This is a genomic window from Undibacterium sp. Jales W-56, from assembly GCF_025548535.1.
Taxonomy (GTDB): domain Bacteria; phylum Pseudomonadota; class Gammaproteobacteria; order Burkholderiales; family Burkholderiaceae_D; genus Undibacterium.
In genome coordinates, this window is sequence record NZ_JAJLQW010000002.1 from 556208 (window position 1) to 570571 (window position 14364).

A 14364-nucleotide genomic window follows, 5' to 3' on the forward strand; every position below is an offset into this window, starting at 1 on the left:
TCACCGGAGCATCGCTGAGACGATGCTCTCAAATAGCTTGCCGAAAATGTTTTTGGCTGAGTCAAGATGCATGCCCCCGCCAAGGCATGCCCGCGCATCGCGAGTCAAGGTTGAATGCCGTTTGGGCACAAGCCACATCACTGGCTGCCATTTGAACCACGCAATATCAGGCAACATCCAACAATCAACTGCCACGTTCATCAGGCGATATTTCGCTTGAGCCATCATTTCCTGCAGTTTGTCGCAAGCGCATTGCAGCCCGATACAGGCCGGCCTATGCTGCTTCATCAATAGCACAAGCGATCTGCTTGCAGAACTTCAACTTTGAAAGGACCTAACATGACAAACAGCAAACGTCACTATGTCATCGCTCTCAGCCTGCTCAGCGCATTTTTTGCACTGGTCTGCCTGAGCTATTTTTCTATGGACACTTCGGCCATCACCATAGATGGCGAACCGATCCACGGAATCACCGGTGTCGGCCTGGCAATAGGCGGCGTCGTCATCGGCTGTATCGCGACCTTCTTTGCCTTGGGTGTTACTGGTATCGTATTGGCAGGCGTCAGCATTTTCTTGATCGCACTATGCGCTTTCATCGCGGGCGCCATTCTGCTGGCGATCATCCCCGCTTTATTGCCGCTGTTAATCCTTGTCGGCATCATCAGTTTGCTTGCCAGAAAAAAATAGGCCTCGCCCCGTTCTGACTCGTCGAGCAATGCCGTAAAGCCGTTTGCAAATTTAAATACGGCTGTATCCGCAACCTGGCGACATCGCTTTTTAACAAAGCCAACGTCCTCAGCTTGGCTTTTTCATTTGTCAGTACGTATGCATCGCACATTGAATTGTTGACTACCACTTACACAAAACGACAAATTGTTTACCACAATCCAGATCGAACCCGCATACTGGATGCGGCTTTCAGCGGCATTTCGCGCCAAGAGGCGCACCCAGCTTGCAGATTCATTTGAATATCGAAAGGCCATGAAGCCAATTCCTCTCCTGTCTTTTCTCTGTGTCTGCGTGTCTTTGTGGCGAGCGGTTTTGGTTTTTGCGTAAGTCCTGAATTGAAGAAAAGTTGGTTTTTTGCAACTTACGCTGAGACGCAAGGGCTTCACACTACGAAGAGCGCGCCTTAAATAGATTATGATATGGCACCAGATCCGTAAGCATTAATTAATCCGTATCTGTCCCTCCATGCAGTTGATGACGTGATTTAGGTTATGGTGAAAGCAAGTTCATTTCCACAAGGTAAAAATCTCCTGAATTGCGCATCCGACCGTAAAACCGTCTCTCACTTTTTCCGCATGAGTACGGCCCTATTTGGGGAACTGCTCCTGCTTGCCTTGTGCCTACTCTTGAGCCTTAACGTCAGTGCGGCGCCCTCGCGTTCCATGCGATTTGAAAACATCACAAAACTCGCTGCGGGATTGCCGGACAATGCCATCACCTCCTTGATTCAGGACAGGCACGGCTATATCTGGATAGGCTCCTACACCGGTTTATTCCGGTTTGATGGCTACAAGGCCGTCAACTACAAACACGACAGCAATAATCCGCATAGCCTGTATGCTGATCGTATCAATGCCCTATACGAAGATGAACAAGGTCAAATCTGGGTCGGTACTAACGACGGCATCGCACGATTCGAGCCGCAACTGAATGGCTTCAAAATCTTTTCTCCCGTCGCCGATTCCGAACGGGTCGCTCAACACAAAAGCATCGTCAAAATCATTAGCGATGGCCGAGGCGCCATGTGGATATTGAGCAAAGACGGCTTACAGCACTTTAATCCCAAAACTGGCGTATTTAAAAATCTGGTCCATGACAATGACAGGAAGGACAGTATCTCTGGCGACATACTGAACGATATTTGTCTCGACACCCAGCAAGGTTTATGGATAGCAACAGAATCTTCCGGCGTCGATTATCTCGCTGCCGGTACTGATACATTCGGCCATTACCTGCTGGATCCTGGCCTGAAATCCAAATCGAATAATGTCCGTGCGATCTATGTCGATCGCAGGCAGAATCTGTGGATAGGTTCGGGTAACGGCATTTTTTTGTGGCAACCAGGAACGCCATGGTCAGAACGCAGGCACCTCGATCAACCACCGGGTATCGACGACTTTACGGTCAGGACTTTTTTTGAGGACAGCGCCTCAACTGTCTGGATCGGCACCGAGGCCGGCTTGGCCTACTGGAATAAAAATGCACAAAAGCTGATCGCCTATGAATACTGGTCAAGCGATCCCTATGGCCTGCCAAACGGTGCCGTCACGCTGCTCCAGCAGGATCGTTCGGATACCTTGTGGGTCGGGGTCTGGCGTTCGGGAGTCAATCGCGTCGACTTGACTAACCAGGGATTTCAGCGCTTCTATCCCCGTCCTCCGGATATTAAAAACGATGTCTTCAACAATGCGGTGGGCAGTATTGCCGGCGACGGGCGCGGTCAACTGTGGTTAGGTTCGATGGGAAATGGTTTGCTATTGTTTGATCCTGCCCGGAATAAAATCATCAGCAGCTTCAAACATGATGCGAAAAATCCGCTGTCCTTACCGACCGACAAGATCGCCAGCCTGTACCAGCAAGCGAATGGCCCTTTATGGATAGGCACTTCTGCCGGACTGAGTTGGCGTGATCCGGTCAATGGTCGTTACAGCACAGTGCATTTCGACTCTCGTCTGACGGACATCATCCGTAAGATTACTCCCGGCCGCGGCGACGTCTTATGGTTAGGCACAGAAGGTGGGCTGATACGCTACGACATCAAGACCGGTGTCCCCAAATACTACAAGCACGATTTTGCCGATCCGGATAGCCGCTCGGTGAATTACACCAACTTCCTGCTGGAGGACAAAGCTGGACGCCTCTGGGTCAGCGGATTTAATGGGGGCGGTCTGGATATGCTGGATCCGGCAACTGGAAAATTCCGACATTTTTTGCATGATCCGGAAAACATCAGCAGCCTGCTCAGCAATGACGTACGCGGTTTATATGAAGATAAACAAGGTCAATTATGGATCAGTACCTTGCCAGGCCTCAGCAAGGCCGTAGTAGGAGCAGATGGCAGCATTAAATTTATCTCCTACAACCCGCAAGATAGCAGCCTGCAGGCCAGCCAGTATGGCGCGATTATCGGCGATGACGACGGCAAACTATGGATTACCAATCAGACTGGCCTCGCCCAGTTCAATCCAAGAACCGGACAAGCCAATAATTACTTTCCTTCCGATGGCATTACGGATGGCCGGTTCTATGATGGCGCTTTTTATAAGGACAACGGGGTTTTATATTTCGGCGGTTATAGGGGCATGACCTCAGTCTTACCTCAGCATGTCGAGGTCAATGCATTGCCGCCAACGATTGCGATCACCGATATTACGATCTTCAATCGCCCGCTCAATCAAAGCCAGCAGTCCGGCGGTATCGAATTGATCGGTACCGAATATGCGCCAAAATCGCTGAGCCTGTCATGGCGCCAATCCGTTTTTTCCATCGAGTTTGCGGCTTTGCATTTTGCGGACCCGCTGAGTAACAAGTACGCTTACAAATTAGAGGGTTTTGATGAAAGCTGGATAGAAACCGATGCGGCGCACAGGATCGCTACCTATACCAATCTGAATCCGGGCCGCTATGAATTCCGCGTCAAAGCCAGCAATAACAACGGTGTCTGGAATGAAGACGGCATCTCATTACCGATCATTATCCTGCCGCCGTTTTGGAAGACTTGGTGGTTTTATCTGCTGTCCGTCGTCGTCCTGTGTGCGCTGATATTTTTGATGTACCGTCAACGCGTCCATTATTTGCACAAACAAAAAGCAGCCTTGCAAACCGAAGTAGCATTACGTACCAGCGAACTCTTAGCCGCCAACGAACTGTTGATGCGGGAAAGCAATAAGCTCAAGGATGCCGATCGTTTTAAATCCGAATTTATCTCCGTGGTCAGTCATGAACTGAGAACCCCGCTCACCTCGATTCGCGGTTCTTTGGGATTATTAGAATCAGGACGTATCGCTGAACTGCCGAATAAGGTCCTGGATTTAATCAAGATTGCGCATAAAAATTGCCAGCGCCTGGTCAATCTGGTGAATGACATTCTCGACCTGGAAAAAATCCAGTCGGGGGCCCTGAATTTACAAATCCAAACCGTGGACCTGATCGGCATTGCCCGCCAATCGATAGAAGAGAATGCCGCCTACGCCGATAGTTACGGCGTCCGCTATGAGCTGGAAACCAGCTTAGGCGAAGCGTATGTCAACGCCGATGTGGACAGGCTACTGCAGGTTTTTGCCAATCTCTTATCGAACGCCGCAAAATTTTCTCCCGCCAATAGTCTGGTGCATATCCGCATTCAGGCGAATGAGCATTTATTTCGGGTCGAGATAGAGGACCATGGCGCCGGCATACCACTGCACTTCCGTGAGCGGATTTTTGGTAAATTTGCGCAGGCAGATGGCACCAACATACGCCAGCAAGGCGGCACGGGTCTGGGCTTGAATATCACCAGGACCTTACTCGAAAAAATGCATGGGAAAATTAGCTTTACATCGACAGAGGGCATGGGCACCACGTTCTGGTTCACTCTGCCGCACACCGGACGGGCCTAGCAGGATCACAGCACCGCTAGTCCGCTATGCCAATGCAGGCTTATCCGTCTGCCGTAAATTTTCTATCCGCATACGCACAAAATTGATATGACTGCGCAAGCCGTAGAGTTCTTCCGCGTACGATAGCGGGATCGATATGCGATTCACTTTTTCCTCGATCTCGGTCAGTCTTTGTAACTGTTCTGCACAGACTTCCTGTCTTTGTTCGGCAGGAATCTCGTCAATCGCCTGCTCGACCAGGCGCAATTGACCATACCAGCGATACACCCGTGAGCGTATGCGCCAAACATACAGCGGCGGAATAATCTTTGACAGCGGCAATATCAAAGCGCCCAAGGCGACCAGCACCACCCACATTCTCTCGATAAAATTCGCCAGCCAAAAACTCAGGTAACGCTGCAGCAGCGGCGAGCCATTTTTATAGAATTTTTCAGCCTGTGCTGCCACTGGTATCTCGGTGTATTTATCCGAGGGAAATTCGCCTTGCTTGCGAAACCATCCGGCACCGCCATGTATCCGCTGCGCGGCTTGCAGTAGCAGGCTGATCAATGCAGGATGCAGGCTTTCATGCGCGACCATAGTTGCCGTTGGCGAAATCAAATGATAATCGCGGGCAGGAATATCTTTGCCCAAATCGACGATACCGCGCGGCAGCACCACATGCGAAAGAAAGGGAAAGCGCCGGGTATAGGCTTCTGCCTGGACAAAATCAAATAATTTAATGCCCGGCGTTTGCAACAACATTTGCAGCAAAGGCGAATCCGAAGCCGAGCTGAATACCAGGACATCGACCTTGCCATCCAACAGGGCAACGGTTGCCGGTGTGTTTTCCAGACTGCTCAGATGCACATCCGCTTCTTCCATGCCATTGACGGACAAAATCTGTTTAAATAAACGCGCAACACCCATGCCATCGGGGCCGACATTCACGGACTTCCCTTTGAATTGGGCAAGGTTGGTGATTTCTTTATTACCGCGGTAAAACACCCAGATCGGCTCGTAAAATAAACTGCCCAACGAAATTAAACCTTTTTCTTTTGCCTCGGTCTCGTTGGTAGAACCGCTTTGCACAAAACCCAGTTCAATCTCGGAATCGGGATCGCTAATTTTCTGCAGATTCTCTTGTGAGCCCTGGGTTTCTTGAAAATGAATCGTAATATCGTTTTTAGCGAGTTCATCCGCGTACTGCCGGGCAAAACGCTGGTAGGCACTATTCTCCTGCCCTGTCGCAAAATCGATGGTGCGTGGCGGCGCCGGATCGACCAGCCAGTAACCAAGACCGCAGACCAGCAATACCATCAGCGTCATCGGGCCGAAAGCCACCAGTAAATCTCTGATCGAAAACAAGGTGAATTTTATTTTTGGCATTAACTCACTTCATCTTATTTAGTTTACACAGCCAGCGATAAGCGAGACGGTCTGCAAGCTCAAGCCGGTACATATTCCGCATTAAAGCCGTCCAGGCCGCGCAGCATCTGTTCAAACGCAGCATCGACCTGTCTAGGATCGCCTTTGACGCCCAATTCAATATGCCTGCGGATCTGATGATTGCCGACGCTGGGCAGACTGAATACTTTAATCAGCGGATATTGTGCTTCGAGCGCCTCCATCATCGGCGTCAGGGTCGATTCCATCGCCTCAAATACCAGAACGGATTTCTCCTCGCGAGCATGCTGATGGAACAGATGCGGATAGTGCGTATCCAATACCCAGGCCATCATGGGCCATGCCATGACGGGAAAACCGGGGACAAAATAATGGTTTTGAATCGCAAAACCGGGAATCTTGTTATACGGATTAGGGATGATCTGAGCGCCTTGCGGGAACTCGCCCATTTTCAGCCGGTGCAGGTTTTCCGGGGTATCCAGTTCAACCGGTTTACCGGCCTCGATCAGCATGTCGGTGATTCTTTGCTGTATCAGTATCTTTGCCTCGGGATGTAAGGCCAGCGGCAACTCTAGCGCCGCCGCAGCGCATTGCCGCGTATGATCGTCCGGAGTAGCGCCAATGCCGCCGGTGCAAAATACGATATCGTTACCTGCAAACGAACGCGCTAACGTCGCCGTGATCCGGGCACGATCGTCGCCGATATATTCAGCCCAATCCAATTGCAGGCCGCGCTCCGCGAGTAGTTCAATCACTTTGGAGAGATGTTTATCGGCGCGCTTTCCTGACAAAATTTCATCGCCGATAATGATGACGCCAATAGCCATAGGAATCTCCTTCAGATTTGTTTTGCGCGGAATTGCGTCAGAGCATCCAGACAATAATACTGAAACCACAATCCGCTAAATACAAAAATCAAAATATACAAACAAACCGCCACAGCAGCCATGACCGGCAGAAAAACCATCGCCAGCACGCCACCCAGCCACATCATACTGGGCGCAGCGCCCAGGGCCCCCGTAATCGTGCCTATCAGGAGCAAGGGCCAGCGATGAGTACGTAGCAGCGCCGCACGCTCATCGGCATCCGCATGTTCAGCCAGTGCGTCATACGCCATCACGCGATAAGTCAGCCAGCCCCACAACACGGCATGTACCGCCACGTTCACTACGGGCACGAATAACAAAGGCAAGGCAAGCACCCACAATACAATGAAAATCACAAAAGACGAGACGGCGTGCCACAGGCTGCCGAGCAACGAACCGCCATGACGCGCTTGCATATCCGGATATTGACGGCGCTGCACATGGCGCGAAATCATCGGCATCGCAAATACACCGATGCACATTAAGGTAGTGACGATCATCAGCGGCAGTAACAGCCACATCGCCAGCAAGGGCGCCAGCACCGCTTTCAACGCCAAAGCGCCCAGCAATGCCAGGAAATCGCCGGCAATCCGAAAGCCGTCATGCTCCATCAAAGCGGCCTGGATATAATCGATCATCGACTGCAAACCCCACCACATCAGTCCGCCCCACAGCAAGATCGAAATGATCAGAGGCAGGATAGTCAACATCAGCATACGCGGATGAAACTGCCCGACAAACGCGCGCCCCAAGGCACCGCCGACACTCAACAACCTGCGCATCAAAGATGCTCCCTGCTTACTGGTTTATCTAAACCCAGCATGCGCTTGCAACCCAATAATTGTTGCATCCAAAAACCACGTCCATACTCGCGCGCGCTGCCTTCCGGTGCGGGCAATTGATCACGTATGCCGGTCCTGTAAAAATTTTTATCGAATAAAGCGGTACCAAACACGATGTCCCAGATGGGGAACAGGACCGCAAAATTATGTCCGCCAAGAGTTCCCTCGCCTTTTGATTCATGACCGATGCCAATCGCATGGTGGGCACGATGATAGCGTGGCGATACCAGCACACGTTCACCTACTGCGCCAAAATGCACGCGGATATTCGCATGCTGCAGACTCTGTATCATGCGCGACACGACCACCAGCAACGCATATTGGGTAGGTTGCACACCGATCGCAATCGCAATTAGTCCCATGTACACATCGCGCAAAAAATCATCGAATAAGTGATTGCGGTTGTCACTCCACAAATTCATATTACGCTGGCTATGATGCAGGCTATGCAGCCCCCACCACCAATCGAACTGATGCTCGGCGCGGTGGTACCAGTAATCGAAAAAATCCAGCACCACCAGGTACAACATGAACACGATGACCGGATGATTATTCATGTCCGGCCAGAGATTTTCCAGGTTAAAAGGATTCATTCCTTCCAGCCGCAACATGCCCGTTAATGCATCTAAGGCGGGGTCGAGAACGAAAAAAATCAGCAGCGTAAAAATGCCGAGACGGTGTAAAGCGGTATAGATAAAATCATTCCATCGCGCCCGGCGGTCGGTAAAGCTATGTACCGGTATCCAGGCTTCCATCGGGCGCAAGACCAGGTATAGCACGACTAATTCGCAGATACCGATGAGAAACCATTCGACCCCTTCAAACGCTTGCTCGGTGAACTCACCCAAGCCGGCGTAAAGAACAAATGGTTGAACCAGGGATTCAAAAATCCAGGCCTGTAACCAGGCAAACGCGTCTGAAAAATTCATTAGATAAAGTGAATACTTTTTTAGTGGAAACGGTAAAACTGCTCACATCGAAGATTAAGCTGGCTATTAGCGAATCTTACCTGTAACTCGTGAGCGCCGCAGCGGATGACAACAACGTAGTGATCTGATTCACTTATTTCGCTTGATAACGCGGATGCTCACGCAAAGTCGCAAAGCAAAAACCTTTCTGTTCCAGACCGGTCAGCAGCGGCTCCAGATTGTCCGGCATCCACGCTTGCTCACGCGACCAGATCCCAAGGTGGGCCATAAAGATATCGCCATCTTTCAACTGCTGCAAGGCGCGTTGCAATAAGACAGGATTGCTCCATTTTTCGCTGGGCAGCTCATCGCCGGAAAATCCGGCAGGATCCCACCCCACATGCGCATAACCGCAGGCTTGTCCTGCCTTCAGCAAATTGGGAGTCAGCTTACCGCCCGGGGCGCGCCAAAACGCATCCAGCTTACCGCCGGTGAGTTGCTCAAAACGCTGATCTACCCGCTTTAGTTCGTCGCAATATTGTTGCGCCGTCCAGCTGATGTTGTGCCCTGCATGAGCGCCGAACTGCGGTCTTACCTCAATCCGGCCACCGGCAAGATCTCTGACTGCATACACATGATCGTAGGTATGCGTACCAAATGCGTGACCATCCGCAACCAGGTTTTTCCAGTAAGCGCGCCATGCCGGATCCAGTGAATAATCGCCATTCACTGTTTTTTCATTCGCCAGAAAAAATGTCGCCTTGATCCGATGACGACGCAAGGTGCTCGCAACCAATTCTGCCTGCGACTGGCTGCCGGTATCAAAAGTAAGATAGATTTTGCCTTTGCAGGCTGCCGCAGGCGCTGTAGCTGCAGTAGCCGCAGTAGTTGCCATGAGGCTTAACGCCACCAGTGCGCTCGCTCCGCCGACCCATACAGGAGTCAAGCCAGCGACAGGTTTGAGCAAGGGGAATTTACATGCGCGGCGCATGATTGATGAAGTAAACGCCATGAGGTGAACGACCCACCGGTATCAATTTAACAACCTTTCTGGACGCAACATCGATCACTGCGACCTTTTTAATCCAGCGCAAGGTGGCCCACAAGGTTTTGCCATCATCGCTGAGCTCCATACAATCCGGGCCGCCAGGAACCGGGATGGTCGCGACATTTTCCAGCGTGGCCTGATCAATGATATTAATCGAGTTGGCGACGCGATTCGATACGAACACATGGCGTTTGTCGCCAAGCGCACGGAAATTATGCGCGCCGGCGCCGGCCTTAATGCGCTTGATGGTTTTTTGGGTGCGCCAGTCTATCACTTCGACATAATCGCTCCCCATGATACCGACTAACAAATACTTATCATCGGGCGTCATGGTGATGCCGGCAGGCAGTTTGCCGACGGGAATAGTCCATTTGATTTTTTGCGTAGCCAGATCGATCGCAGAAATCTGATCGCTGCCTTGATGCGTGATGAATACTGTCGTGCTGGCGGCATCGAATGCCATGTGACTAGGCAATTTCGCCAGGGGCACGCGGCTCACCAGCGTCAGATCCTTACCGTCATATTTATAAAAATCGACGCGATCGAGGCGTAATGAATTGGAAACAAACCATTTTTGATCGGGTGAAAAGCCGATTTGATAAGGATCGGCGATATCTTTGATACGGCGTTGAATTTGTCCGGTCTTAGGATCCAGAAACACCAACTCATCGCCAACCGCGTTTGCCACGATCAGGGATTTATTGTCTGGCGTCGCCATCAGATGATGCGGTTCTTTGCCAATCGGAAAAGTGCTGATTTCTTTTTGTGTATCTTGATCCAGCAAACTGACGGTCGCATCGCGCGAATTCAGGATCACGACCACACTGGCTTCTGCTTGTGAAATAAGGACGGAGGACAAGGACAACAGCAAACACAAAAAACGACTACGCATGAATTTTTACCGCTTTGCAGTGAAGAATAAGTATGAAAAATAATTACCGTATTTTACCCTGCCCAGCAGCTTAGTATCGTGACAAGCTGCCAATTACTGTCAATTACCGCGAATTACTACCGCTTTCTTCTCGCTTCAGGCCTGCTTTTTACCTGTTTTTGCGGAAAATCAAGGCATATGTCGCTGCCGGGCAAGGGATTTATGACGGTACTGCAAATCCAGCCGCAGATTTTGGGTACAATTGCGCCAGTTTTTCGATCCACATTGAAGGAAATATCATGTCCACTATCACTACCGTGTCCGGTTTGCAATACGAAGATAAAGTCGCAGGTTCTGGCGCTGAAGCAGTTGCCGGCGATCATGTTGTTGTGCACTACACAGGCTGGCTGCAAAACCCTGACGGCAGCGCAGGCAAAAAATTCGACTCCAGCAAAGACCGCAACGATCCTTTTTCTTTCCCATTGGGCGCAGGTCATGTGATTAAAGGCTGGGATGAAGGCGTGCAAGGCATGAAAATCGGCGGTACACGTATTTTGACTATTCCATCGTCGCTCGGTTACGGCCCACGCGGTGCCGGTGGCGTGATTCCCCCGAATGCGACTTTGATTTTTGAAGTGGAATTATTGGGCGTCTAATTTAAAAAAAGTCAGCAATAGAGGGAGTATGACTTAAAACCGTAAGCAATGCGCTTGCTGGTATTGCGCATTGAAAATATACTTATCCCCAGTATGTAAAAGCCCTCGATATCATCGGGGACTTTTTATTGGCATTCCCCGCTCTGCAATCACACTATACAAGTCCAAACAATATCAACACCTGGTGTCATGCTGCCCACTAAAAGAAATCCTCTCATTCTCAATCCCGACATCAAGATCGCCGGCACATCTTCGCTATTCCTTGGCCATGTCATTGAGCACTCTATAACTGGCTAAATAATTCAGTAACTCATTCAATCCAGCATCTATCCCCCAGCAATAAAACTCAATAAATTCAATATGTTGGCAAAAAATTGGGTTTAACAGTGTTTCACGGTTTTCTTTGCGGCATCAGTGTAAGCTTGCCAGGCGGATACACAAATAGAGTTATCCGAATGAATAAAAGACCATGGCATGAGAGAGCATTCAATGGGCGAACAATCGATAATGAGAGAAGCGCATACGACGCCGCGGTTTCGCTTGTTGGTGGTAGATGATCAGGCCATCAATATTCAGCTCCTCTATCAAATTTTTTCTGCGGATCACGAGGTATTTATGGCGACCAGCGGCGAACAAGCTCTGTCGTTTTGTCAAAACACGCCGCCAGACCTGATCCTGCTGGATGTCTTAATGCCTGATCTGGATGGTATTGAAGTCTGTCGGCGATTGAAGGCCGATCCGGCTACAGCCGATATCCCGGTGGTATTTGTTACCGGTCAAAATAATCCCAGGGAAGAAGCGATGGGCTTATCGGTCGGCGGCGTCGATTTTATTTCTAAACCCGTCAATACTGCCGTGGTCAGGGCAAGAGTAAAAACGCACCTGATGCTGAAATTCCAGACCGGGCGAATTGAAGAAGTCAATCGCACCTTAGAAGCAAGAGTTGCCGAGCGCACGGCAGAGTTGCAGCTCGCCATGGAGCATCTGCTGCAAAGAGAGAAGATGGCAACGTTAGGCAACCTGGTCGCCGGCATCACGCATGAATTGAATACCCCCCTCAGCAATATGCGCTTGGCCTCAGCAGCACTACTTGACCGGGTTGAGCAATTGGCTGGCGAACTCGATACCGGCAAAATTTCCCGTTCGAATCTGGATAATTTTATTTCTTATTGTCGTGACAGCAGCGCCCTGATAGAACGCGCATCACAGCGCTCTTATTCGTTGATAGAGAGTTTCAAACGAGTTTCGGTGGATCAGAGCAGTGATCGTCGTTGTCAATTCGACTTACGCGACATCATCAGCCACACCGTCAGCACCTTGCGCCCCACCCTCAGGGCGACGCCATTCACGGTCGAAATAGATATTCCACAAGGAATCATACTGCAGAGTTTCCCGGGGCCCTTAGAACAAATCGTGACGAATCTGATCACCAATTCTATCGCCCACGCTTTCCCTGACAGAAGCTCTGGCGTAATGCGTGTCAGCGCCAGGCACAATGAAGATCAACTGATCATCACTTATGAAGATGATGGCGTCGGCATCTCCGATGATATCAAGCTGCGCATCTTCGATCCTTTCTTCACCACCAAAGCAGGGCAAGGCGGCTCGGGAATCGGCATGTACACCGTCTACAATCTGGTCACAAACTTGTACGGTGGAACCATCGACGTTGATGGCCGTCCGGGAAAAGGCGCGAGGATCACAGCCATTTTTCCGAATATACCTGTCCTGAGTAACGCACTCTAAGGTATTTCTATGACGACTCAAATCGGTGCTTGAAACCGGCCATATTGCGTCGGCTTGACAACAATATCCAGATGAGTTGGTGCCTATCCGAGTAAAGCTAATACATGCTCAAAATCCAGTTCCTGCATGCGCTGGTCAAGTTCATCCAATTTATCTTTTGCATAAGTGCCTGCTAGCCGGGAACGAATCTGCGCATAGACATCGCAAGCCCGCATATTTTTTTGCACCAACAAAGACTTGAATTCGCCCAGAACAGTGGCATCAAGATTTGAAGTTTTTTTATCAAGTGTGCTGTAGGTGTCTGCATACGCATAATGCTGACGCCATAGTTCAGCAGCATCGACAAGAACTTGCAAACGTTGTGCTGCAATATCGAACAAGATTGCGATCTGCGCCTCTGGTCCGTTCTGTCCATGCGGATCATTCTGGATAGCCATTTCTATTTGCCCGGCGATATCCTGAAAATCCGCTGCGCCCAGCATGCCTAAACTGCCGCGCAAAGTGTGAAACAACGCAATGACCTGATCATTTTTACCGGCTTGCCAGGCTTGCCGTGCCTGCGCTATCGGCGCCTGTCCCTGTGCAATCAGCTTTTGCATCAAGCCATTGACCGCCAAGCGAAAACCAGGGTGCCTCGCGCACATCGCCCGCAGATGCTGGACATCGAATACGGCAGCAAGATGGTCCAGCATCGCATCAGCCTGGACTGACGAGGGTAGCGCTTGATGTTCTGCCGCATTCATCAGAACTATTACTCCTGCCTTGACTTCAAATCATGAACCCAGACACCTGATCGCGACAGATTATTCCTTGATGAAATGCTCGCGATAGTACTTAAGCTCTTCGATCGATTCAATAATATCGGCCATCGCCGTATGTTTCTGGTGTTTCTTAAAGCCGCTGGCAACCGCCGGCTTCCAACGCTTGCATAATTCTTTCAAGGTGGAGACATCAAGATTGCGATAGTGGAAAAAAGCTTCCAGCTTCGGCATGCCACGCGCCATAAAACGCCGGTCCTGACAAATAGAATTGCCGCACATCGGTGATTTGCCGGCGGGCACATACTTTTTCAGAAACGCGATCAATTCCTTTTCTGCATCTGCCTCCGATACGGTCGATGCTTTAACCCGATCGATCAGGCCGGAGCGGCCATGCGTCCCTTTATTCCAGGCATCCATCTTATCCATGATATCGTCAGGCTGGTGAATCGCGAACACCGGCCCTTCGGCCAGCACATTCAATTGCATATCGGTGACGACCACCGCTACCTCGATGATGCGATCGTTGTCCGGATCCAGTCCGGTCATTTCCATGTCGAGCCAAATCAGATTAAACTCATTAGGCTTGGTCGGCGTGGCCGGTTCAGTCGATACAGCGTTTGCTTGAATATCGGCAGCTTGTGACATAATTCTTCCTTCTCTTAATCAATGCGGC

General features: G+C 50.4%; 13 protein-coding genes. 4 read left to right on the forward strand and 9 right to left on the reverse strand.

The window, feature by feature from the left end; genetic code table 11:
• On the reverse strand, positions 1-225 hold the full coding sequence (locus LPB67_RS08485; RefSeq protein ID WP_262836690.1) for a hypothetical protein: 225 nt from the start codon (positions 223-225) through the stop codon (positions 1-3).
• Positions 226-339: 114 nt separating this feature from the next.
• Between LPB67_RS08485 and LPB67_RS08490 the strand changes: the two genes are divergently transcribed.
• Complete coding sequence (locus LPB67_RS08490) at positions 340-687, forward strand: hypothetical protein (RefSeq protein WP_262836691.1); 348 nt, start codon at positions 340-342, stop codon at positions 685-687.
• A gap of 668 nt (positions 688-1355) precedes the next feature.
• Positions 1356-4607, forward strand: coding sequence for a sensor histidine kinase (locus LPB67_RS08495; protein ID WP_262836692.1), 3252 nt, complete (start codon positions 1356-1358; stop codon positions 4605-4607).
• A 24-nt stretch (positions 4608-4631) separates the two neighbouring features.
• Here LPB67_RS08495 and LPB67_RS08500 read toward each other — a convergent pair whose 3' ends face one another.
• From LPB67_RS08500 to LPB67_RS08525, 6 genes are all read right to left on the reverse strand, one after another.
• The gene (locus LPB67_RS08500; protein WP_262836693.1) at positions 4632-5975 is read right to left on the reverse strand and encodes a TAXI family TRAP transporter solute-binding subunit; all 1344 of its coding nucleotides are present in this window, start codon (positions 5973-5975) and stop codon (positions 4632-4634) included.
• 59 nt (positions 5976-6034) lie between these two features.
• The gene (locus LPB67_RS08505) at positions 6035-6820 is read right to left on the reverse strand and encodes a competence/damage-inducible protein A (RefSeq protein WP_262836694.1); all 786 of its coding nucleotides are present in this window, start codon (positions 6818-6820) and stop codon (positions 6035-6037) included.
• 11 nt (positions 6821-6831) lie between these two features.
• Positions 6832-7641 (reverse strand): EI24 domain-containing protein, encoded by an 810-nt coding sequence (locus LPB67_RS08510; protein ID WP_262836695.1) that lies wholly within the window; start codon positions 7639-7641, stop codon positions 6832-6834.
• Entirely contained in the window at positions 7641-8630 is a 990-nt protein-coding gene (locus tag LPB67_RS08515; RefSeq protein WP_262836696.1) for a sterol desaturase family protein, read from the reverse strand. The genes LPB67_RS08510 and LPB67_RS08515 overlap by 1 nt, the downstream gene beginning before the upstream one ends.
• 133 nt (positions 8631-8763) lie before the next feature.
• Positions 8764-9504: a polysaccharide deacetylase family protein gene (locus LPB67_RS08520; protein WP_262836846.1), complete on the reverse strand. Its 741-nt coding sequence runs from the start codon at positions 9502-9504 to the stop codon at positions 8764-8766.
• Between the two features lie 79 nt (positions 9505-9583).
• Complete coding sequence (locus LPB67_RS08525) at positions 9584-10549, reverse strand: cytochrome D1 domain-containing protein (RefSeq protein WP_262836697.1); 966 nt, start codon at positions 10547-10549, stop codon at positions 9584-9586.
• Between the two features lie 278 nt (positions 10550-10827).
• On the opposite strand from LPB67_RS08525, the gene LPB67_RS08530 reads away from it, so the two are divergent.
• Together LPB67_RS08530 and LPB67_RS08535 are read left to right on the forward strand one after the other, a co-directional pair.
• Entirely contained in the window at positions 10828-11184 is a 357-nt protein-coding gene (locus LPB67_RS08530; RefSeq protein WP_262836699.1) for an FKBP-type peptidyl-prolyl cis-trans isomerase, read from the forward strand.
• Positions 11185-11691: 507 nt separating this feature from the next.
• Positions 11692-12930, forward strand: coding sequence for a response regulator (locus LPB67_RS08535; protein ID WP_262836700.1), 1239 nt, complete (start codon positions 11692-11694; stop codon positions 12928-12930).
• 83 nt (positions 12931-13013) lie between these two features.
• Here the strand turns inward: LPB67_RS08535 and LPB67_RS08540 are convergent, their stop codons facing one another.
• Both LPB67_RS08540 and orn read right to left on the reverse strand, forming a co-directional pair.
• Positions 13014-13673, reverse strand: a complete 660-nt coding sequence (locus tag LPB67_RS08540) for an Hpt domain-containing protein (protein ID WP_262836701.1) — start codon at positions 13671-13673, stop codon at positions 13014-13016.
• Positions 13674-13733: 60 nt separating this feature from the next.
• Positions 13734-14336, reverse strand: coding sequence for an oligoribonuclease (gene orn, locus LPB67_RS08545; protein WP_262836702.1), 603 nt, complete (start codon positions 14334-14336; stop codon positions 13734-13736).
• Positions 14337-14364: the final 28 nt, after the last annotated feature.